Origin of the sequence: Pseudomonas sp. Sample_21, assembly GCF_004307525.1 — a bacterium.
Lineage (GTDB): Bacteria > Pseudomonadota > Gammaproteobacteria > Pseudomonadales > Pseudomonadaceae > Aquipseudomonas > Aquipseudomonas atacamensis.
The window spans coordinates 1-21,920 of the sequence record NZ_RCNZ01000086.1 but is presented as its reverse complement, the minus strand read 5'-3'; the positions used below and the strand labels follow the sequence as shown (position 1 = coordinate 21,920).

Genomic DNA, 21,920 nt, shown 5'->3' with positions numbered 1-21,920 from the left:
CAGATTCGCGTCTACACGCTGATCTGGGAAGGCGACGTGCCGCCGGGTTTCGAAGTGCTGGTGGCGCCGGTCAAAGCGTTCTTCAATCACCGTCGCAACGAAAAGCTCAGCGCGTGGATGGCCGCGGATCTGGCCAAGCGTCCGGTCGATCGCCTGATCGGCTTCAACAAAATGCCGGGCCTGGACGTCTACTACGCCGCCGACGGCTGCTTCGAAGATAAGGCACAGAACCTGCGCAACTCGCTGTATCGCCGCTGGGGTCGCTATCGCCACTTCGCCGAGTACGAGCGCGCGGTGTTCGCCAAGGACGCGAAGACCGAAGTGCTGATGATTTCCGAAGTGCAGCAGCCGCTGTTCATCAAGTATTACGACACGCCGCTCGAGCGCTTCCACTTGCTGCCGCCGGGCATTGCGCAGGATCGTCGGCGGCCAGCGAATGCCGACGAGATTCGCACCGGTTTCCGCGCTGAATTCGATCTCAAGGACGACGAGTTGCTGCTGGTGCAGATCGGCTCCGGCTTCAAGACCAAGGGTGTCGATCGCAGCCTCAAGGCGCTGGCCGCCCTGCCGGCCGAATTGCGCAAACGCACCCGGCTGTTTGTAATCGGCCAGGATGACCCCAAATTATTCCAGATGCAGAGTGCGACGCTGGGCCTGGGCGACAATGTGACCTTCCTCAAAGGGCGCAGCGATATCCCGCGCTTCCTGCTCGGTGCCGATCTGTTGATCCACCCGGCCTACAACGAAAACACCGGCACCGTGCTGCTTGAAGCGCTGGTGGCCGGTTTGCCGGTGCTGGTCAGTGCGGTCTGCGGTTACGCCCATTACATCGCCGAAGCCGATGCCGGGCGAGTGCTCGACGAGCCGTTCGAGCAGGCGCAGCTGACGCAATACCTGACCGAGATGTTGAGCAACGACGCTGCACGGGCGGCCTGGAGCCGTAACGGTCTGGCCTTCGCAGAGACGGCCGACCTCTACAGCATGCCGCAGCACGCGGCGGATGTGATTCTGGCGGAGCACGCTTAATGAAGTTGATGCTGGCTGAACCGTTCAAAAGCCTTTGGGCCGGACGCGACCCGTTCGCCGAAGTCGAAGGCTTGCAGGGTGAGGTGTACCGCGAGCTGGAAGCGCGCCGGACATTGCGCACGGAAGTCGACGGCCATGGTTTTTTCGTCAAGATCCACCGTGGCATCGGTTGGGGCGAAATCTTCAAGAATCTGCTGACTGCCAAGCTGCCGGTGCTCGGCGCCGGGCAAGAGTGGAAGGCCATCCAGCGCCTTCAGGAAGTCGGCGTGCCGACCATGACCGCCGTCGCCTACGGCGAGAAGGGCCGCAACCCGGCGGATCAGCATTCGTTCATCGTCACCAAAGAGCTGGCGCCGACCATCAGCCTCGAAGACTTCAGCATTGACTGGGTCAAGCAGCCGCCGGAGCCAACACTCAAGCGCGCATTGATTGCCGAAGTCGCGCGGATGACCGGGATGATGCACCGCGCCGGGGTCAATCACCGCGACTGCTACATCTGCCATTTCCTGTTGCACACCGACAAACCGGTCACGCCGCAGGATTTCAAACTCTCGGTGATCGATCTGCACCGAGCCCAGACCCGCGCAAAGATCACTCAGCGCTGGCGCAACAAGGATCTGGCGGCGCTGTACTTCTCCGCGCTGGACATCGGCCTGACCCGCCGCGACAAACTGCGTTTCCTCAAGGGCTACTTCCAGCAACCGCTGCGGCAGATTCTGGCAGAAGAGGCGCCACTGCTGAGCTGGCTGCAAGGCAAGGCCGACAAGCTCTACGCGCGCAAACAGCGTTACGGGGATGCGCTCTGATGGCGGGCTGGACACTGGAGCCGCAGTACAGCGACCTCGCCGAAGATTTCGGCAGCCTCGAAGCTGTGTTTGCCTTGCAGGGCGAACGCCTGACCCGCGATCCGCTGTCGGAAGTCGTTCGGGTGCAGCGCGAAGGGGTCAATTACTACGTCAAACGCTACGTCGGCGCCGGTAAGGGCCTGCGCCGTTACCTCGGCAAGCCGCGGGTAAAAATGGAATGGCAGAACCTCAAGCGCTTCGCCAAGTGGGGCATCCCCACTGCCGAGGTGGTGGCCTGGGGCCTGGAGCGGCGCGGCGCGGCCTACGATCGGGGTGCGATGATCACCCGTGAGCTGCCCAATACCGAAGACCTCTCGGCGCTGGCCGAGCGCAAGGATCCCCGGCTCAAGGATCGCGCCTGGGTCGACGGTGTCAGCCAGCAATTGGCCGGTTACACCCGGACCATGCACGACCATCGGTTTACGCATAACGATTTGAAATGGCGCAACCTGCTGATCGACGATCAGGCGCGCATCTTCCTCATCGACTGCCCCAACGGCGAATTCTGGCGCGGCTTCTGGCTCAAGTACCGGATCACCAAGGACCTCGCCTGTCTCGACAAACTGGCCAAATATCACCTGTCCAACACCCAACGCCTGCGCTTCTACAAGCAGTATCGCCAGTGTGATCGGCTCGATGTCGCCGACAAGAAACGGATTCGCCACGTGGTGAGATTTTTTGAGGGGCGCGAATGACTGATTTTCTTGCCGAACAGGACCGCGCACTGCTGGAGCGCCACGGTCTCGGCAATTTCGACGCACTGTGGGCAAAACAGCTTGAAGCTGTGGATGAGCCCAACACTGCCGGTGGCGGCTGGAGCAGCGTGTTCCGCCTGGATCTTGACGGCCAGGGCTATTACCTCAAGCGACAGAGCAATTACCTGACGCGGACCTTGCAGGCGCCGTTTGGCGAGCCAAGCTTTGCCCGCGAATTTCGCAACATCAGCCGTTACCGCAAGTTGGGCATACCGGCATTGCAGGCAGCCTTTTTCGGTGAGCGCAAGGTCGCCGGGGAAGTGCGCGCCATTCTGCTCACCCGCGCCCTGGATGGCTGGAGCGACCTGGATTCGTTGCTGGCGCGCTGGACGCAGCTCAGTGCCGCGCAGCATTCGGCCGTTCTCACCGCTTGCGGGCTGTTGGCGCGGCGGCTGCACGGCGCGCGTCAGGTGCATGGCTGTTTCTATCCCAAACATATTTTTCTGCGCGCCACCGGCGACGGCTATGAGGCGCAACTGATCGATCTGGAGAAAACCCGGCCGTTGCTGTTCGGCATGCGTGATCGGGTCAAGGATCTGGAGCCGTTGCAACGCCGAGCGCCGCAGTGGAGCGAGGCCGACTTGCGCCAATTGCTTGCGGCTTATCTCGACCAGCCGACTGACAGCTCGTTGCTCGACAGCTGGCTGACCCGACTGACAGCGCGGCGCAGCCACAAGGAGACCCGCTGATGCAATTGTCCGAGCTGGCCCGCTCCGGGCGCGCACCCACACTGCCATTGACCGTTACCCTGGCGGACGCCGCCGGTGCGGCGGATTTACAGTTGCTGAGCTTGCTGCGGGTGTTGCCCGGGCAGCGTTACGTTGGCGCAGGTGTCTGGCGCGGTCGGCCGGTGCTGGCCAAGTTATTGGTCGGCAGCAAAGCTGCGCGGCATTTTCAGCGTGAGCTGCAAGGCGTGCGCTTGCTCGCTGCGCAGGGCATGACCACGCCGCTGTTATTGGCCGATGGGCTGAAGGACGGCGAGGGTGGCTGGCTGCTGTTCGAATTTCTCGAGGGTTCCGAGAGCCTCGGTGATGCCTGGGCCGAGGTCGAGTCTCTGCCGACACTGGCCGATGAGCAGACCGCCGTTCTGGCCGAAGCACTGGATGCTATCGGTCGGATGCATGGCAAAGGACTCTGGCAGGAAGATCTGCACCTGGACAATCTGCTGCGTCACGGCGGTCAGTTGTACCTGATCGATGGCGCCGGCGTTCGTGCGGAAGCGGCGGGGCAGCCACTGTCCCGACAAAAAGTGCTGGAAAACCTCGGGGTGTTTTTCGCCCAGCTACCGAAGTCACTCGAGCCGTTCACCGAAGAGTTGCTGGTCTATTACCTGTTGAGCAACAGCGAACATGCGTTGCCGCTGGAGGCGTTGCAAAAACAGATCGACAAGGTGCGCAACTGGCGACTCAGGGATTACCTGATCAAGGTTGGTCGCGACTGCACGTTGTTCGCCGTGCAGCGCGGTGCATTCGCCTTGCGCGCCGTTCGCCGTGAAGAAGAAGCGGCCATGCTGCCGGTGCTTGAGCAGGCTGACGCCTTGCTTGATCAGGGGCACCTGTACAAGACCGGCGGCGCGGCCAGCGTCGGCAAAGTCGAGATAGCCGGGCGGGCTCTGGTTATCAAGCGCTACAACATCAAGAATTTCGCCCATTGGCTCAAACGCTTCTGGCGCCCGAGTCGGGCCTGGCATTCCTGGCGTGAGGGCAATCGCCTGGCGTTCCTTGGTATTGCCACGCCGAAACCGCTGGCGGTACTGGAGAAGCGCTTCTTGTGGCTGCGCCGCAGTGCCTATCTGGTCACCGAATACCTGCCCGGGCCGGACATTATCGAGCGCTTTGCGCCGTACGTGGAAAATGGCCAGGCGCCGGAAGCCGAGTTGCTGGCGCTTGATCAACTGTTTGCCCGATTGATCGCCGAGCGCATCAGTCATGGCGACTTCAAAGGCCACAACCTGTTCTGGCAGACGGATCGCTGGGCGCTGATCGACCTCGACTCGATGTGTCAGCACGCCTCGGTTGGCAGTTTCGCCCCGGCCTACGCCCGCGATCGCGCGCGGTTCATGCGCAACTGGCCTGAAAGTAGCGCGTTGTATCGGGTCATTGATGAGCGGCTGCCGAAAGGAGTCTCCAGCGCGGGGTGATTCCTTCTCACGAGCAGACTGGTTCTTGCAAAGGACCCGGTCCACTGCGAAACGGAGTCTGTGGGCAGTAGCGGACAAAATACAGCGATCTGTCCTACAACTTCTCCAGAAGCCATGAACTGTGCCCTGCTCGGGCTCGATGCTAATTTGCCTGACGATCTCGGAGGGCGAATCTTGAGCATGAAAAAAATTCTGATGCTGGGCGTAATATCTGTGGTGCTCTCAGGCTGTGGCAGTGTCTCGACCGTTTTACAGGGCGACGCCGATGCTGCCCGTGACCTGCGCAAAAAGAAGACCTACTGCCAATCGATTCCGCGCATCTACAGTGGCCTGGCCTTCGATTTTTGCACGCTGAATGCGCCGCCTGATCCTACGGGAATGCTGGCGCCGTTTGTTTTGTTCGATCTTCCGCTGTCCGCCGTGTTCGATACGCTTTCGCTGCCTTACACGGTATATCGGCAGATTACCGATTCAAATCTGAGTATTTACTGGCGCAGAGACGGCTATTGAGTCGTTGAACCTGTTGATTCGGACCAATCGTGCAGGTGGCAATTCGCACAAGGTAATTCCCGTCATGTTTACGCTATAATCCCGCCCTTTAGCTGCCGCTCGCCCTGTGCGAGGGCACATCAATTTTCAAGGCGCATCGCGCCTGCATGCAGACTAAAGAGGCTAGACCCCTGTGGCATTGACGATTCTTGGCCTGTCCGGCGCCCTTAGCCATGATCCTTCCGCAGCCTTGTACATCGACGGCAAGCTGGTCGCGGCGGCTGAGGAAGAGCGCTTCGTACGCGATAAACATGCAAAGAACCGCATGCCCTACGAATCGGCGAAATTCTGCCTCGAGCAAGCCGGCATCAAACCTTCCGACGTTGACGTGGTGGCTATTCCATTCGCTCCGATCAGCCTGTTCGGCAAGGCCCGCTGGCACTACGCCAAGCGCTACTGGTACGCCCCGGATCGCGCTCTCGATGCGATCCTGATGGGCAACCGCCGCTACAAGCGCTATCGCAACAAGATCGTCTGGTGCCTCGAGCAACTGGGCTTTGATCCGAAGAAAATCAAGATCGAACCGGTCGAGCATCACTTGGCTCACGCCTCCAGCGCCTATCACTGCTCGGGTTTCAAAGAGAAAACCGCGATTCTCGGCATCGACGGCAAGGGTGAATACGCCACGACCTTCTTCGGTTACGGCGAAAACGGCAAGATCCACAAGATCAAGGAATTCTTCGACCCGGATTCCCTCGGTGGTCTGTACGGTGCGATCACTGAATTCCTCGGTTTCGAGATGCTCGACGGCGAGTTCAAGGTCATGGGCATGGCGCCGTATGGCGATGCCAGCAAGTACGATTTCTCGCGTCTGGCCTCGTTCGAGAATGGCGAACTGGTGATCAACACCGACTACGCCAACGTGATCGGCCTGCGTCGCTATAAAGAGAAGGGCAAGGGTTTCTACTTCTCGCCGAAGCTGATCGAGTGGCTGGGTCCGAAGCGCGAAGGCGACATCGCTGATGAGCCTTACATCCACTACGCCGCGAGCATGCAAGCGCTGTTCGAGAAGCTGGCGTTGCAGATGATCGACCACTACCTGGGCGACGTGCTCAAGGAAACCGGCAAACTGGCTTTCGCTGGTGGCTGTGCGTTGAACGTCAAGCTGAACCAGAAAATCATCGCTCGCGACGACATCAAAGAGCTGTTCGTACAGCCTGCGTCCGGCGATGCCGGCACCGCAGTCGGCGCTGCCGCTTACGTGTCGCACGCCCGTGGCGTACCGGTCGAGAAGATGGAGCACGTCTACCTCGGCCCGTCCTACAGCAACGAAGACGTCATTGCTGCGTGTGCCCGCCACGAGAACAAGCCGACCTGGCGCAAGCTCGACAACATGCCGGAGCAGATCGCCCAGATCATGGTCGATGGCAACCCGGTCGCCTGGTTCCAAGGCCGCATGGAGTTCGGTCCGCGCGCATTGGGTGGTCGTTCGATCATCGGGTGCCCGAGCGTGGCCGGTGTCGCCGACCGCATCAACCACCAGATCAAGTTCCGCGAGCGCTGGAGGCCTTTCTGCCCGTCGATGCTCGACACCGTCGCGCCGCAGATGATCAAGATCGACCACCCAGCGCCGTTCATGACCTTCACCTTCGAAGTCGCCGAAGAATGGAAAACCCGCGTGCCGGAAGTTGTCCATGAAGACGGTACTTCCCGGGCCCAAGTGCTCAAGCGCGAATACAACCCGCGCTACTACGACATGATGAAGGCGCTGGAAAACCTCACCGGTAACGGCGTGTCGCTGAACACTTCGCTCAACCGTCGTGGCGAGCCGATGATCTGCTCGCCGACCGATGCGCTGAACATGTTTTTCGGCTCTGACCTGCAATATCTGATCATGGAAGACATTCTGGTGGTCAAAGAGGGCGCGAACGCTTATGACTCGCTCGGCTGAACGCCATGTGTTGCAGTTCTGTCACGGCTATGACGGGCCGTTCCTGGACTGCGCACGGCAGTACGCCAGCCTGTTCGCCGGCACCGGCTATCGGGTGACCACGGTGTTTCTGACCGGGGCCGCCGATAGCGAGGTGGCCGCAGCGTGCGCTTCCGATGAAGTGTTGTTCATGGAGTACAGTTCCAAGGCCATTCGGGGCCTGAAACTGGGGGCTATCGGCGATCTGCGCAAGATCGTCGCCTCACGCAATTTCAGTCTTTGCATCGCCCATCGCTTCAAGCCGATCTATATCGCCTTGCTCGGCACCTCGCTGCCAGTGATTGGTGTGCACCACGCATTCGGCGATTACCAGCGTGGCACGCGCAAGCTCTTCGCACATATTTTCCGCAAGCGCCTGAGCCTGCTCGGAGTGTCGGATGCGGTGCGCGACGACATGCGGCGCTGCCTGCCGAAATGGCCGGCAAGCCGAATCCAGACGTTGTACAACCGCATCGATGTGCCTGCACTGCAAGCCCGTCAGGTACCTTCCGAAGAAGCGCGGCAGATCCTCGGGCTGTCGCCGCATGCCTGGATCGTCGGCAACGTCGGCCGCCTGCACCCGGACAAGGATCAGGCCACGTTGCTGCGCGGGTTTGCCCAGGCGCTGCCAGGCCTGCCGGACAACAGTCAGCTGGCCATTCTCGGCAGCGGTCGTCTGGAGCAGGATCTCAAGGCGCTGGCGCGCGAGCTGGGGATTGCCGATCGAGTGCTGTTTCTCGGTCAGGTGCCTGATGCGCGCAACTACTTTCGCGCCTTCGATGTATTTGCCCTGAGCTCCGATCACGAGCCGTTCGGCATGGTGCTGCTGGAGGCCATGGCTGCCGGCGTGCCGCTGCTGGCCACCGCGTGCGGCGGGGCGAAGGAGGTGGTCGAGGGGGTGGGCATTCTGTTTCCACTCGGCGATGCCGAACATCTGGCTCAAGGGCTGCAACACCTGGCCGCGATGGATGAGCCGCAGCGTCGTCAATGTGCACAGATGATGCTCGAGCGACTGCATGAGCATTTCTCCGACTGTGCAGTGCGCGAGACCTTCTGGCGCCTGCCGCCAGTTACCGATCTGGCAACGAGGGGCTGATGCTCAACCGATTTCAAGGCTGGCGCGAACGTGGCTGGTCGCCCGTTGACGCCTCGACCTACGCCACTGCCTGGCAGCGTTATGGCGGCAGTGTCGCGACACATCCGCTGGTCATCGAGCGCCTGGCGAACCTGGCCGGGATCCCGGTGCGTTATCTGGCCTGGCAGCCGCAGGGCGAGGTTAAAGCCGCCATCGCTACCTGGGGGCGCGACCTGGCTCTGTCCAAGGACGTGCTCAAACGCAACGGCAAGAAAGGCCTGTTCGACCTGGGCAATGCCGAGCTGATTCTGCCTGCCGCCGTCGATGCTCAGGCACCGCTGCGTCATCGGGCGCGCTATCTGTCGGCACTCAACGAAGGCCGTTTCAGTGGCCTGAAGTTGCAGGCTGAGCAACTGGCCATGGCCCGCACGCCGGAAGAGTTGTCGAAAAAGTTTCGCTACAACCAGCGTCGAGAGTTGCGTCTGCTGGAAGAAGCGGGCGGTGTGGTGCGAGCGGTCAGCGAGTTTTCCAGCGTTGAGCTGGCCGCGATGTACTGCGATCTGTTTCAGCGCCGCTGGGGCTTTCCGGCGACCGGCGCGGCGCGCATGGCCGAGGTCATCGAGTTGCTGCGCGAGTTGCTGATCGGCTCGGTCATTTTCCTCAACGATGCGCCGATTGCGATTCAATTGGTCTACCGCGTTGAGGCGGCAGAATGGATCAGTGTCGAATACGTGAATGGCGGCGTGGATCCCGAAACCCGCGAGTTCAGCCCCGGCAGCGTGCTGAGCTTTCTCAATACGCAAAGCGCTTGGGAAGACGCACGGGCACTCGGCAAGCCGCTGCGTTTTTCATTCGGGCGCGCTGACCGTGAGTACAAGGACCGCTGGTGCAACCCTGTGCCGGTGTTCACCGTATGAGCCAGACCATGAGCCGCAAACAGCAATTGCTCAAGCGCCATCGACGCAACAAGGGCGTGGCTATGTTGGTCGCGCTGGCCGCCATCATCGCGCTGAGCGTGCTGGTCGTCTGGTGGCTGGCGCCGGTGTTGCTGATTGGCGGCTGGATCGCCCATGAAGCGTGGTTTGCCGATCATCTGTTCTACGCGCCCGGCGACGATTACCAATACAGCTTCCCGCCCTATACGCCGCAGCCGAAGGTTCATCTGCACGGCGAGCAGTTGCGTCTGGATGAAGGTGTGATGCTGGCCGATGACGCTACGCTGATCCTGGCGGTGCAGGTCAGAAGCACATGGCTGGGGCGCTTTCTCGATCCTTGTATCGCGTTGTCGGGCGGCGCCAATCCTGACGTGCAAACCTTTGAGCGCGGTGTCGGCGGCCTGCGCTACCTCAACCTCAGCGGTCAGGCGCAAGCATTGTCCGAAGGAGTATTGCGTCTGCGCGGCCGTTTCTGTCGAGTGTCGGGCGAGCCTGTGCTGTGGGCGCTGGAACACGCTGATTATCGTCGCCAGCGGGTCATGGTCATTGCCCCTCACGCGGATGATGCGGAGCTGGCGGCGTTCGGCTTGTACAGTCAGGCCGATGAAGCCTGGATCGTTACCCTGACTGCTGGTGAAATCGAGGCCGAACACTATCAGCAGATGGGCATGAGCAAGGTCGAAGCCGCGCGGCTGAAGGGACGTTTGCGCGCCTGGGACAGCCTCACCGTGCCGCAATGGGCCGGTGTCCCCCAGGAACGCTGCGTGCAGTTCGGGTATTTCTGCCTGCAACTGGCCGCGATGCGTGACAGCCCGGATCTACCTGTGGGCTCGCGCGAAGCGGACTTGAGCGATACCCGCCTGTTCCGTCAATTCAATCCATTTGTGCTCCCGGGGGACGCCGATGGCGCGCCGACCTGGAACAATCTGCTGGCCGATCTGCGCGAAACGATGCTGCGCGCTCGTCCGGACGTCATCGTGCTGCCGCATCCGGCGCTCGACCCGCATCCTGACCACATCTGCGCGCAGCAGGCTGTGCTTGAAGTGTTGAAAGGTCTGGACTGGCAGCCGACACTGCTCGGTTATGCCAACCACCTGCACGATAACGACCGGTGGCCGATGGGTAATAGTGGGGATGGCGTGGCTCTGCCGCCAGCCTTTGATGCTGGCGTGCCGGTGCAGCCTGTATGTCTGGCGTTGTCCGCAGAGCAGCAGCGTGACAAAGCCATGGCCCTGGGCATGATGCATGACTTGCAGCCGCCTGCGCCGTTCAAGCGTCGCTTGCGTCGCAGCTTGCAGCGATTGCTGGCTGGACGCTCCGGTTCGCCTTATGGCGAAAACGAATTTTTCCGCAAGGCGGTTCGGCGACATGAACTGTTCTGGCGTTTGTAACGACACAGGCGCCCGCGCAAGACTTTCTTGCGGGCGGGCATGTTCAGGTTTGCTCGGGTTGCTGTTGCGGCAAGGAAGACAATGAAAGTTCTATTTCTGGTGCAGAAAGATCAACGGGCCATTCTCGATCGGTTGTACGAGGGTGTCGCCGCCCATTGTGAGTGCGATCTGCGCTGGTTGAGCGGTGACGAGCAGCGCAATCTGCGTCGATACTTTCGCCGCGAAGTAGACGTTTCCCGCTATGACCGCATCGTGTTTTTCCTGCGCTTCAAGCAGGAGATCCGGCAGGTCGGATTTATTCGCACCATCCCCAATCTGGTGATTCTGGAGCACGACGCCTATCAGAATTACATCCCCTGCAAGTACACCGGCAAGTTCAGTGCGCACTATCGGCGTTTGCCGTGGGCACGCGTGATCAGTTCCGGTTTCGTGGTGGCCGAGCGCCTGCGCTCGGAGGGCTTCGACGCCGTGTTCGTGCCCAAGGGCTACGATCAGACGCAATTGCAGGACCAGAGGCGCGAGCGGGATATCGAACTTGCCTTCGTCGGCAGTACCAACAGTGTGGCCTACAGCGGTCGCAAGGCACTGCTGGATGAATTGGGCCAGGTCGAGCCGCTGCTGGTGACGCGAACCAAGTCCGGGGCTGAATACCTGGAAACGCTCAACCGTATCCGCTTTTTTGTCAGCGCGGACGTGGGCATGGGCGAGTTCATGATCAAGAACTTCGAAGCCATGGCTTGCGGCTGCGTCCTGCTGGCCTATGATCAAGGCGCCGCCGAAGCTGCGGCGCTGGGTTTGCAGGACCTGCACAACGTGGTGTTCTATCAGACGATCGCGCAGTTGCAGGAAAAGCTGGCCACGCTGCGCGAGGATCCGCAACTGGCGCAACGCATCGCTGACAACGGTCGCGAACTGGCGGTGGAGCAGTTCAGCTTCGCGCGGATCGGTCAGCGCATCGTTGAAGAACTTGAGCCGCCGTTGCGTGATCGGGCGCCGCTGAGTCTGCTGGAAAAAATCCGCCTGAAAGTGGGCATTTGACAAGTGTCATATAGCCAGTGATATTGCTGGCGACTTCTGATTAACGAGATATCGGTGCAATTTTCCAAAGAAAGCCAGATTACATTGGTGGTTACCAGCTGCGGTCGACTCGATCTGCTCAAGGCCACTCTCGATAGCTTCGACCGGTACAACACGGCACCCATTCGTGAAGTGTTCATCACCGAAGATGCCGGCGACGAAGGCGTTGCCGGGATTTTGCCTGCCCATTGGAAAGAACATTGCACGATCTTCGTCAATCGTCCGAAGCTGGGCCAGTTGGCATCGATCGACCTGGCCTACGGGCAGGTCAGCACACCCTATATCTTTCATTGCGAAGACGACTGGGAGTTCTACCGTCCAGGGTTCGTCGAAGACTCGATGACCGTTCTGCAGGCCCGGCCGGAAATTCTGCAGATCTGGTTGCGCAGCTATAATCACGATCTGCGGGTTCACAGTCCTTACATCCATTTGGGCGCGCGCGAGATTGTCGATGGCGTTGCGTGTTATCCGCTGATTTCCGACAAGCCGGAGTGGCAGGGGTTCTCGCTGAACCCGGGGTTGCGCCGACTCGAGGATTATCGGTTGTGCGCGCCTTTCGCCGGCCATGGTGGCGAGAAGGCCTTGTCACAGCGCTACTCGCAACTGAACAGGGAGGCCTTGATACTCGAGGCAGACGCGGTCATGCACACCGGTTTCGGTCTGCATGTGCAAACGGATGTCGAGCGCGAACGCAAAGCGCGCCGCAATCGCCGCGAACAGATCAAATTTGCCTTGTTTCTGTTGCTGGGAGTCTGCATTGGCTGGTTCATCAACTGAGTTCGAGTACCGCGCAGCTTGTCCCCGCAAATCCGTGCAACGGCTTTCTGCCCTATGAATATTCTCAATATCATGTGGGCCGGTGGCGCTCCGTTCGCATCAATCCATAAAGTGCATCAGCAGATACTCTCTCAGGCTGCGCCGTCGGCGGTGGTCAAAACCTGGCTCCTCCAGGGGCAGGGAGCCGAGTGCGGCGTGGATGTCGGTGAGGTCCGGGAGTGGCGGTTATCGTCAGCCCGCCTGAAGGGCCGGCATTTCTGGCGTTTGGCCAAACCCGTGATGCGGGCGAGGTTTCGCCAGGCGCTCGTGGACAGTGACGCTCGATTGCTGCTGCTGGACGGCATGGGTGTCGCACGCACGTTGTTACCGGTCCTCAAGAAACTGCCGCATATCCGCGCGGTAGTGATCTTCCACGGTTCGGCGCGTTTGAATGCCGGCGACCAGGCTCTATTCCAGGCAATCCCTGCGTCCCGGCTGACATTGGTTGCCGTTTCCAGCACCCTTGCCGATTCACTGGCCCGCGATCTGCAGATGCCTGTCACCGCGCTGCGAAGTGCGTTCGATCCTGAGGCGTTTCGCGCTGACCTGTTCACCCGCGAGCAAGCCCGGACACGGCTGGGTTTGCCGCAAGGCGATACGCCAGTATTGGGCGCGGTAGGGCGGCTGGTCTCCGAGAAGGGTTTCGGCTATCTGCTGGATGCCTTTGCCGCAGCACTCGACACCCGCCCGGACTTGCGCCTGGTCATTGTTGGCGAAGGCTCCAAACGCGCGGCGCTGGAGCAGCGCATCGACGCGCTTGGCTTACAGGAGAAGGTCTTGCTGACCGGCCATCTGAACGAAGCAGCGCAGCTTTATCGTGCGTTCGACTGGGTGGCCATCCCTTCGCTGGAAGAGGGCCTGGGTCTGGTCATGCAGGAAGCGGTGATGGCCGGCGTACCGGTGCTGTGCAGCGATCTGGAGGTGTTCAGCGAACAGCTGGGCAGCGCCGGCTGGTATGCGCCGGTCAATGACACGAAAGCCTGGGCCGAGGCCATCGACCGCGCCTTCAATGCCTCATCTCAAGCGATCAATGCCGAGCAGTACCGGATGCTCGCTCCGGACGGGGCTTGGTCGAGCTTCAGCCAGGCTGCCCGCGCATTGTTTTCATGACGACAAGACCGCGCGCTCAAGTGCCTGCATCGGAAAGCTGTCGTTCAGCTTTTCGCGCGCAATATAGCGGGCGAAATGTTGCAGGTTGCGTTTGATCAAGCGCTTAGGCAACGGTCCGCGGGTGAAGCGCATGTCGGCGACATCGATCAGGCCCATGCGGTTGTCTGGCGTGACCACGATGTTGCCAAGATGCAGGGAGCGGAAATAGATGCCCGAACGATGCAGGCTGCGTATCAGGGCGGCGAGGTCCGGCAAAGCCTGCTTCCACTCGAACCCTTGTTTGCTGGCGATCTGACGCAGCGTCTGCCCTGGCAGAGGCTCATACAGCACGGCGGTCATGCCTGGCTTTTCAAGGCGAAAGAACTTGAGGATCTGCAAGGTCGGTACGCCGAGTTTTTGCAGCTCGACGGCATTGTCGATGAACCGCTTCGAATAGGGGCGCAGCAGAGCGGATGAAAAAAACCGCTTGCGACGGAACAGTTTGAGAATTTTTCCATCTTGCAGCAGGTAGACTTTCGGCCCGTAGCTGTCCGCTTCCAGCACTTTGGCAGCGTCGATCATTTGGTCTAGAGCGGCTTGGGAGAGCCGGGAGCATCGCATCGTAGGAAGCCTTGTCGAAAGTGCGGGGTGTAGTAGCGGGCAATGATGCCGAAAAGTTTCGATTTTAACCATGCCGCGTCGCATGGGCGAACCCTTGTCAGGAGCAGATTGATGCAGGAAACACGCTGGGCGCAACTATGGATGGCGACGGGGCTCTTGTGGTTTTTACTGGCCATTGCCTTAGCGCCCACCAACAAGGTTTACCAGCAGGGGCTGGTCGCTCTCGTCTGGTTGCCGGCGCTAGTGCTGGGCTGGTCTGCGCGGCACCGCGTCAGGGAAGTGCTTTACGAGCAACGCTGGATCTACCTGCCGTTGCTCGGATTGCTGGTCTGGTCGCTGATCAGTCTGGCATGGACAAACGCACCGGAAACGGGTCGTGAGGCCAAGCGTCTGTTGTACATCGTGGTGTTCCTGCTGTTTTTTCCGGTGTTTGCCAGCGGACGCCCCGAGCGGTTGATTCGCCTGATGCAGTGGGGCGGGCTGGGATTGGCGGTGACGGCGCTGGTGGCGATTGTCAGGTTCTACGTCATTGACGGCAACGCCTGGTCTGCGCGGGTGGAAGGTCTGGGTGAACTGGCGCATCCGATCCTCGGCGGCTATGTCATCGGCCTCGCGGCCGTGTGGCTGGCCCTGTGGGCGCCGCGTGATTTGATGCGGCAAGGGATCTGGGCGCTGGCGTTGACGGTGCTGGTTGTTTTTGTCCTGATGAGTCAGAGCCGCGGTGCGGCGTTGGCGCTGTTTCTGACCATCCTGGCCATGCCGATCTGGTGCCGTGACCGGCACAGCCGAATCGTCGCAGCCGTGGCACTGGTGGTGGCGATTGCGGCGCTGTGGCTGTTCGAGCCGTTGGTGCTGGCGCGCGGGGTCTCGTATCGTCCGCAGATTCTGATGGCTTCTCTGGATATGATTGCCAAGCACCCCTGGGGCGGGCTGGGTCTGGGTGGGGACTATCGGGTGCTCTGGTCTGGAATGACCTTCGATCACGCCCACAACCTGTTCACCCATGTCGCGATCGTGCTGGGTCTGCCGGGACTGCTGTTATGGTCTGCCGTCTGGTTCGGCGTGGTTTTTCAGGCGTGGAAAGTTCGGGAAACGCTGTATGCCCGCGGTGTTATCGGTATCTGGCTGTTCTCGACACTGGCGATGCAGTTCGACGCTGCCAGCCTCACCGGCACCCCGCGCGCCGAGTGGTTCATCAGCTGGCTGCCGTTGGGGCTTGCCAGCGTTTTGGTATGGGCGCGGGCCAATGGCGGCGCTTGTGATAAAATTTCGCGTTCTTCTTAACCAGTGAGCTCTACGATGACTGACGCACCGCCCAAAGCGGAACAGGAATCCAGCCTGAAAATCTACTTTCGGCTGTTGGGGTACGTAAAACCCTATATCGGTCTTTTCCTGCTGAGTATCGTGGGCTTCGTGATCTTTGCTTCCACGCAACCGATGCTGGCCGGGATTCTCAAGTATTTTGTCGATGGCCTGAGCAATCCCGAAGCGGTGCTCTTCCCCAATGTGCCTTATCTGCGAGACGTGCAGCTGTTGATGGCTGTGCCGTTGCTGATCATTTTGATCGCAGCGTGGCAGGGCCTTGGCTCGTTTCTCGGCAACTATTACCTGGCGAGGGTTTCGTTGGGGCTGGTGCATGACCTGCGTATCGAATTGTTCAACAAACTGCTGGTACTGCCCAACCGCTATTTCGATACCCACAACTCGGGTCATCTGATCTCGCGCATCACCTTCAACGTGACCATGGTCACCGGCGCCGCCACCGATGCCATCAAAGTGGTGATCCGCGAAGGCCTGACCGTGGTTTTCCTGTTCGCCTATCTGCTCTGGATGAACTGGAAGCTGACCTTGGTGATGCTGGCGATCCTGCCCGTGATCGCGTTCATGGTCGGCAACACCAGCAAGAAATTCCGCAAGCAGAGCAAGAAGATTCAAGTGGCAATGGGCGATGTCACTCACGTCGCTTCCGAAACCATTCAAGGCTATCGCGTCGTGCGCAGTTTCGGTGGCGAGGCTTATGAGCAGCAGCGCTTTGCGGCGGCCAGCCAGAGCAACACCGACAAACAGTTGCGCATGACCAAGACTGGCGCCGTGTATACGCCGATGCTGCAGCTGGTGATCTACACCGCCATGGCCGTTCTGATGTTCCTGGTGTTGTTCCTGCGCGGTGATGCAACGGCCGGTGATCTGGTCGCGTACATCACGGCAGCAGGTTTGCTGCCGAAGCCGATCCGGCAATTGTCCGAAGTCAGCTCGACCATTCAGAAAGGCGTGGCCGGTGCTGAAAGCATTTTCGAGCAACTCGACGTTGAACCGGAAATCGATACCGGCACGATCGAGCGTGATCGGGTCAGTGGCCACCTGGCGGTGAACAACCTCAGCTTCACTTACCCGGGCACCGAACGGGAAGTGCTGAAAAACATCAGCTTCACCGCGTCGCCAGGTCAGATGATCGCACTGGTCGGGCGTTCCGGCAGCGGCAAATCGACGCTGGCCAGTCTCATTCCGCGCTTCTATCACCACGAGACCGGCGAAATTCTGCTCGATGATGTCGAGATCGAAGATTATCGCCTGCGCAATCTGCGCCGCCATGTAGCGCAAGTGACCCAGCACGTGACGCTGTTCAACGACACCATCGCCAACAACATCGCTTACGGCGATCTGGCAGGCGCGCCTCGCGAAGATATCGAGAAAGCCGCCAGGGATGCATTTGCCATGGACTTCATCGCGCAAATGCCTCAGGGCCTGGATACCCAGGTCGGCGAGAACGGTGTGCTGTTGTCTGGCGGACAGCGTCAGCGTCTGGCGATTGCCCGGGCCTTGCTGAAAAACGCCCCGCTGCTGATCCTCGACGAGGCGACTTCGGCCCTTGATACCGAGTCCGAGCGGCACATTCAGGCAGCACTCGACCATGTCATGAAAGGCCGCACCACGCTGGTGATTGCCCACCGTTTGTCGACCATCGAGAAGGCCGATCTGATCCTCGTCATGGATCAGGGCGAGATCGTCGAACGCGGCACTCATGCCCAATTGCTTGCTCACAATGGCTATTACGCACGGCTGCATGCGATGGGGCTGGATGCTCCGGCCGAAGACATTGCCTGATCTGCAGATGAGGGTGGGCCAGCCTCACCCTCGTGTATTCCCGGTGCGCGCGATCCTGTTAATATCGCGCCCCTGTTCATTTTGTATGTGGGTTGCTCCATGAAATTGTCGATGCCGCGATTCGATCAAGCCCCTGTCTTGGTGGTCGGCGATGTCATGCTCGACCGTTACTGGCATGGCGGAACCTCACGGATTTCCCCTGAGGCACCGGTGCCGGTGGTCAAGGTCGAGCAGATCGAAGATCGCCCGGGCGGTGCCGCCAACGTGGCGCTCAACATTGCCGCGCTGGGTGCACCGGCATCACTGGTGGGCGTGACCGGCGATGACGAAGCCGCCGACAGCCTGAGCAACAGTCTCAAGGGCGCCGGCGTGCGCGCCTTGTTCCAGCGCATCGCGCACCAGCCGACCATCGTCAAGCTGCGGGTCATGAGCCGGCATCAGCAACTGCTGCGTATCGATTTCGAAGAGGTGTTCGCCACCGATGCGCTGGCACTGGCCGCGCAGGTCGACGAACTGCTGGAAGGCATCAAGGTGCTGGTGCTGTCGGATTACGGCAAAGGTGCGCTGAAGAATCATCAGACGCTGATCCAGGCCGCCCGTGCCAAAGGCATTCCGGTGCTGGCCGATCCCAAGGGCAAGGATTTTTCGATCTACCGCGGTGCCAGCCTGATCACGCCGAACCTCAGCGAGTTCGAAACCATCGTCGGTGGTTGCGCCGATGAGCACGAACTGGTGAGCAAGGGTGCCGTCCTGATGCAGGACCTCGACCTTGGCGCACTGCTGGTGACCCGCGGCGAACACGGCATGACCTTGTTGCGCCCGGATCATCCGGCGTTGCACCTGCCGGCCCGCGCCCGCGAAGTGTTCGACGTGACCGGTGCCGGCGATACGGTGATTTCGACCCTGGCCGCGGCCATTGCCGCTGGCGAAGAACTGCCGCACGCCGTGGCGCTGGCCAATCTGGCAGCAGGTATCGTCGTCGGCAAGCTCGGTACAGCAGCGATCAGCGCCCCGGAGCTGCGCCGCGCCATTCAGCGCGAAGAAGGTTCGGAGCGAGGTGTGCTGGGTCTTGAGCAACTACTGCTGGCGGTTGATGATGCCCGTGCGCACAACGAGCGGATTGTTTTCACCAATGGCTGCTTCGACATCCTCCATGCCGGCCACGTGACCTATCTGGAGCAAGCCCGCGCTCAAGGCGATCGTCTGATCGTCGCGGTCAACGATGACGCCTCGGTCAGCCGCCTGAAAGGCCCGGGCCGGCCGATCAACAGCGTTGACCGACGCATGGCGGTACTCGCCGGTCTCGGCGCGGTGGACTGGGTGATCAGTTTCTCTGAAGGCACACCGGAAAACCTGCTGCGCGAGGTCAAGCCGGACGTGTTGGTCAAGGGTGGCGATTACGGTATCGATCAGGTAGTCGGCGCCGATATCGTCACCGCCTACGGCGGCACGGTGAAAGTGCTGGGGCTGGTGGAAAACAGCTCGACGACAGCAATCGTGGAAAAGATCCGCGGCCAATAAGCTCAAGAGATCGCAGCCTGCGCCAGCGCCTGCACAATTCTGTTCAGGCGCTGGCGCAGGCTGCGATCTTTTTGCTTTTCAGGAATTCACTTTCTTGCGCGGTACGATTTTCTTCAGCAGCTGCCTGGCCTTGCCGCGCAGGCGGGCCAGTCCAGTGGCCTTCTCCGCTGGCGTCAGGCCCTGTTGGCGCAACCAGTCCTTCCAGCGAATCCGCTCATCGCGCACCAGCCAGCCATCCTGGCGGGCAAAGCTTTCAGCCAGATACAGACCGCGCGTACTCGCCGGATACAGCTGATCCTTTTTCAGGGTATACAACTCAGGCAGCGGCTGACCGTCGTGCAATGGCATCAAATACAGGTCAGGCCGTTTGCGATCGAGCCGCGCCACCAGTTGATCACCTTCCAGACGCTCGTCGACATGAAACAGGCTCAAGGACTTCGCCTCTTTGGGTACGTCCAGGCGCAGGTCATAGATCAATTGCAATGACGCCGTCGGCAAATGCACGTAGGCCCGTGGCCGCTCCAGCAATTGCAGGTTGGCGCAGCGCACCGGCCGTGCTGAACCGGAGAGCGGTGTCAGGCGAAACGGCAGCGCTTCGCGGTAATGCAGCGCAGCGGAGTAGGGCGCCGGCAACCAGGTGTCATTGAAACGCCCACCGAGCCAGCCTTCCGGGGTTTCCAGCAGGCACTCTTCGGCAATTTCCTGAATTGCTGTGTGCAGCGGAATATTCAATTCGTGGGCCGGCACGTAGCCGGAAATCAGCTTCAGTACCACGTCGCCGCGATCCTGGCGACGCTGGCGCACCAGCACCCAGTAATCGCGATTCTGCCAATGCAGGGTCAGGCGCACGGACACGCCGAGGTTGGCCAGCTCCAGGGCAAAGCGTTCGCTGTCTGCAACGCTGACCGGTTTGCGCCGTTGCAGGGTCTGGGCGAAGTTCAGCGGCATGCCGACGCTCTGGTAGCTCAGGCCTTCGGGCGTGGCTTCGACGAACAGCGGCAGCGTCTTGAAGTTGCTCGGGTTCTTGCGGATGAGCGTGCGCGGCATATCGGCTCCTGGCTTAAGGCCGCGGGGCGGCGTCAGTGACTACGCAGGACCTGGGCAACGGTCGCTACGTTATGGGCGAGGTGCAGCGGATTGATTGTGCCGACAATAGCACTGGCAACGCCGGGATGAGTGAACAGCAACTCGAAGCTGGCGCGCACCGGATCGACTCCCGGACTCAGACAGACATGACCGCTGGCCAAGGCTTTTTTCACCAGAATGGCTTTGCCGTGGGCAGCAGCATAGTCAATGACCGCCTCTTCGTTTTGTTCGTTCAGATTGTAGGTGACCATCGCGCAGTCGCCTTGCTCCAGCGCTTTCAGCCCACCTTCGACGGTTTTCCCGGAAAAACCGAAGCCGCGAATCTTGCCCTCGGCCTTCAGCGCCGCGAGGGTGGCGTAGACCTCTTCGTGCTCAAGGATGGCCATGTCGTTGCCGTCCGAGTGCACGAGGACCAGATCGATGAAATCCGTTTCCAGACGTTGCAGGCTGCGCTCGACGGACATTCGCGTGTGCGCAGCGCTGAAGTCGTGGCGCGACAGGCCATCGGCAAACTCTTCGCCGACCTTGCTGACAATCACCCAATCCTGTCGCTGACCGCGCAGCAGCGGGCCGAGGCGTTCTTCGCTGCGACCATAGGCCGGCGCGGTGTCGATCAGGTTGATGCCCAGATCCCGCGCCTGGCGCAGCAGCATGCGCGCCTCGTCATCGTCGGGAATCTGAAAGCCGTTGGGGTATTTCACCCCTTGATCGCGGCCGAGTTTGACCGTGCCCAGACCCAGCGGCGACACCGACAGGCCGGTGCTGCCCAGCGGGCGATGCAGTTCGTGCAGAGTGGCGATGCTCATGGCAGCAGTTGCTCCCACGCGGGTACACCGAGCGGCGGTTTCGGCAGCGGCGGCAGCGGTTCAGTCGCCTGCGGCTGGATACCGTCGCGTTGCAGCGAGGCGATAACGCGGTCGGCGAAGTCTGGCGCCAGTGCCAGTTTGGTCGGCCAGCCGACGAGCAAGCGACCTTCCTCGGCGAGGAACGCGTTGTCCGGGCGGGTCAGGCCGGTTTGCAGCGGCTCGGCGCGATCGACGCGCAGGGTCGCCCATTGCGTTGTGCTGAGGTCGATCCACGGCAGCAGTTGAGCGATTTCCTTTTGCGCGGTGGCGATCTGTTCCGCCGGCTCGCGGGCCACGCCTTCGCTTTCGGCAATGTCGCCGCCCATGTACCAGACCCACTGGCCATCAGCCGCCGGATGCGTGGTCACGGTGATGCGCGGCTTGGTGCCGCCGCCCAGGCAGTGCGCGTACAACGGTTTCAAACCGGGGCCTTTGGCGAGGATCATGTGCAGGGGGCGGCGCTGCATGGCCGGACGGCTCAGGCCCAGGGCTTCAAGCAGTTCGGCCGTGCCGGCGCCGGCGCTGAGGACGATGCGCTGGGCGCGGATCTCACGGCCGTCGACTTTCAGGCCGACCAGCACGCCGGCTTCCAGCAGCGGTTCGATGACCTGCCCGGCGAGCAGACCGTCACCGGCCAACTCGGCCAGGCGCTGGATCAGGCTCGGGACATCCACTACCAATTCGGCGAGGCGATAGACCTTGCCCTTGAAACGCTTGTCTTGCAGGGCCGGCGGCAGTTCATCGCCCTTGACCTGATCGACCCGGCCACGCACGGCTTTACTGGCGAAGAAACTGGTCAGGTTGCCGGCCAGTGTGCCTGGCGACCATAGGTAATGCGCTTCGGACAGCAGACGTACGCCGGACAGATCCAGCTCGCCATTGCCGGCCAGCGCCTCGCGCCAGCGGCGCGGCATGTCGGCGATGGCTTCCGAGGCGCCCGTCAGCGCACCGTGCAGCGCGTACTTGGCGCCGCCATGGATGATGCCCTGGGATTTGACACTCTGCCCGCCACCGAGGCTGGCGCTTTCCACCAGCACGGTCGAAAAACCCTGACCGCGCAGGCGCGCATTCAGCCAGAGGCCGGCGACACCAGCGCCGACAATCAGAACGTCGGTGGAAATAACGGATGGCATGC

20 protein-coding genes are annotated in these 21,920 nt (G+C 61.0%); 16 read left to right on the top strand and 4 right to left on the bottom strand.

Annotated features, from left to right (window positions below; all coding sequences use genetic code 11):
* The 13 genes from D8U71_RS15405 to D8U71_RS15345 all read left to right on the top strand — a co-directional run.
* A partial coding sequence (locus D8U71_RS15405; protein WP_130888137.1) for a glycosyltransferase family 4 protein occupies positions 1-1,026 on the top strand: 1,026 nt, incomplete at its 5' end.
* A complete protein-coding gene (gene rfaP, locus D8U71_RS15400) occupies positions 1,026-1,832 on the top strand; it encodes a lipopolysaccharide core heptose(I) kinase RfaP (protein WP_130888136.1) in 807 nt (268 codons plus the stop codon). The genes D8U71_RS15405 and rfaP, both read left to right, overlap by 1 nt.
* Positions 1,832-2,566 carry a lipopolysaccharide kinase InaA family protein gene (locus tag D8U71_RS15395; protein WP_024011322.1) on the top strand — a complete coding sequence of 245 codons (735 nt, stop codon included), beginning with the start codon at positions 1,832-1,834 and terminating at the stop codon, positions 2,564-2,566. The genes rfaP and D8U71_RS15395 overlap by 1 nt, the downstream gene beginning before the upstream one ends.
* Complete coding sequence (locus tag D8U71_RS15390) at positions 2,563-3,315, top strand: lipopolysaccharide kinase InaA family protein (protein WP_024011323.1); 753 nt, start codon at positions 2,563-2,565, stop codon at positions 3,313-3,315. The genes D8U71_RS15395 and D8U71_RS15390 overlap by 4 nt, the downstream gene beginning before the upstream one ends.
* Positions 3,315-4,766: a lipopolysaccharide kinase InaA family protein gene (locus tag D8U71_RS15385; protein ID WP_130888135.1), complete on the top strand. Its 1,452-nt coding sequence runs from the start codon at positions 3,315-3,317 to the stop codon at positions 4,764-4,766. The genes D8U71_RS15390 and D8U71_RS15385 overlap by 1 nt, the downstream gene beginning before the upstream one ends.
* 174 nt (positions 4,767-4,940) lie before the next feature.
* Positions 4,941-5,276, top strand: coding sequence for a YceK/YidQ family lipoprotein (locus tag D8U71_RS15380; RefSeq protein WP_130888134.1), 336 nt, complete (start codon positions 4,941-4,943; stop codon positions 5,274-5,276).
* Positions 5,277-5,448: 172 nt separating this feature from the next.
* The gene (locus tag D8U71_RS15375) at positions 5,449-7,206 is read left to right on the top strand and encodes a carbamoyltransferase (RefSeq protein ID WP_024011327.1); all 1,758 of its coding nucleotides are present in this window, start codon (positions 5,449-5,451) and stop codon (positions 7,204-7,206) included.
* Positions 7,190-8,320: a glycosyltransferase gene (locus tag D8U71_RS15370; protein WP_130888133.1), complete on the top strand. Its 1,131-nt coding sequence runs from the start codon at positions 7,190-7,192 to the stop codon at positions 8,318-8,320. Before D8U71_RS15375 ends, D8U71_RS15370 begins: the two co-directional genes overlap by 17 nt.
* Positions 8,320-9,216: an antimicrobial resistance protein Mig-14 gene (locus tag D8U71_RS15365; RefSeq protein WP_130888132.1), complete on the top strand. Its 897-nt coding sequence runs from the start codon at positions 8,320-8,322 to the stop codon at positions 9,214-9,216. Before D8U71_RS15370 ends, D8U71_RS15365 begins: the two co-directional genes overlap by 1 nt.
* Before the next feature lie 8 nt (positions 9,217-9,224).
* Complete coding sequence (locus D8U71_RS15360) at positions 9,225-10,625, top strand: PIG-L family deacetylase (protein ID WP_130888138.1); 1,401 nt, start codon at positions 9,225-9,227, stop codon at positions 10,623-10,625.
* Between the two features lie 81 nt (positions 10,626-10,706).
* A complete protein-coding gene (locus D8U71_RS15355) occupies positions 10,707-11,663 on the top strand; it encodes a glycosyltransferase (protein WP_130888131.1) in 957 nt (318 codons plus the stop codon).
* Between the two features lie 54 nt (positions 11,664-11,717).
* Entirely contained in the window at positions 11,718-12,479 is a 762-nt protein-coding gene (locus D8U71_RS15350; protein ID WP_016771988.1) for a hypothetical protein, read from the top strand.
* Positions 12,480-12,533: 54 nt separating this feature from the next.
* Complete coding sequence (locus tag D8U71_RS15345; RefSeq protein ID WP_125926291.1) at positions 12,534-13,628, top strand: glycosyltransferase; 1,095 nt, start codon at positions 12,534-12,536, stop codon at positions 13,626-13,628.
* Here D8U71_RS15345 and D8U71_RS15340 read toward each other — a convergent pair.
* Complete coding sequence (locus D8U71_RS15340; protein ID WP_125926305.1) at positions 13,623-14,228, bottom strand: lipopolysaccharide kinase InaA family protein; 606 nt, start codon at positions 14,226-14,228, stop codon at positions 13,623-13,625. The genes D8U71_RS15345 and D8U71_RS15340 overlap by 6 nt on opposite strands.
* Positions 14,229-14,339: 111 nt before the next feature.
* Here D8U71_RS15340 and D8U71_RS15335 point away from each other — a divergent pair, with 111 nt between their 5' ends.
* The 3 genes from D8U71_RS15335 to hldE all read left to right on the top strand — a co-directional run bounded on the left by D8U71_RS15335 (position 14,340) and on the right by hldE (position 18,854).
* A complete protein-coding gene (locus tag D8U71_RS15335; RefSeq protein WP_130888130.1) occupies positions 14,340-15,512 on the top strand; it encodes an O-antigen ligase family protein in 1,173 nt (390 codons plus the stop codon).
* Positions 15,513-15,527: 15 nt separating this feature from the next.
* Entirely contained in the window at positions 15,528-17,333 is a 1,806-nt protein-coding gene (gene msbA / locus D8U71_RS15330; protein ID WP_016771984.1) for a lipid A export permease/ATP-binding protein MsbA, read from the top strand.
* A gap of 99 nt (positions 17,334-17,432) precedes the next feature.
* Positions 17,433-18,854, top strand: a complete 1,422-nt coding sequence (hldE, locus tag D8U71_RS15325) for a bifunctional D-glycero-beta-D-manno-heptose-7-phosphate kinase/D-glycero-beta-D-manno-heptose 1-phosphate adenylyltransferase HldE (RefSeq protein WP_016771983.1) — start codon at positions 17,433-17,435, stop codon at positions 18,852-18,854.
* A gap of 78 nt (positions 18,855-18,932) precedes the next feature.
* Here the strand turns inward: hldE and D8U71_RS15320 are convergent, their stop codons facing one another.
* The 3 genes from D8U71_RS15320 to D8U71_RS15310 are packed head-to-tail and all read right to left on the bottom strand — an operon-like array spanning position 18,933 to position 21,918.
* On the bottom strand, positions 18,933-19,901 hold the full coding sequence (locus tag D8U71_RS15320) for a hypothetical protein (RefSeq protein ID WP_024011335.1): 969 nt from the start codon (positions 19,899-19,901) through the stop codon (positions 18,933-18,935).
* 32 nt (positions 19,902-19,933) lie between these two features.
* Positions 19,934-20,746, bottom strand: a complete 813-nt coding sequence (locus tag D8U71_RS15315; protein WP_130888129.1) for an aldo/keto reductase — start codon at positions 20,744-20,746, stop codon at positions 19,934-19,936.
* On the bottom strand, positions 20,743-21,918 hold the full coding sequence (locus D8U71_RS15310; protein ID WP_130888128.1) for an FAD-dependent oxidoreductase: 1,176 nt from the start codon (positions 21,916-21,918) through the stop codon (positions 20,743-20,745). Before D8U71_RS15310 ends, D8U71_RS15315 begins: the two co-directional genes overlap by 4 nt.
* Between the last annotated feature and the right edge of the window lie 2 nt (positions 21,919-21,920).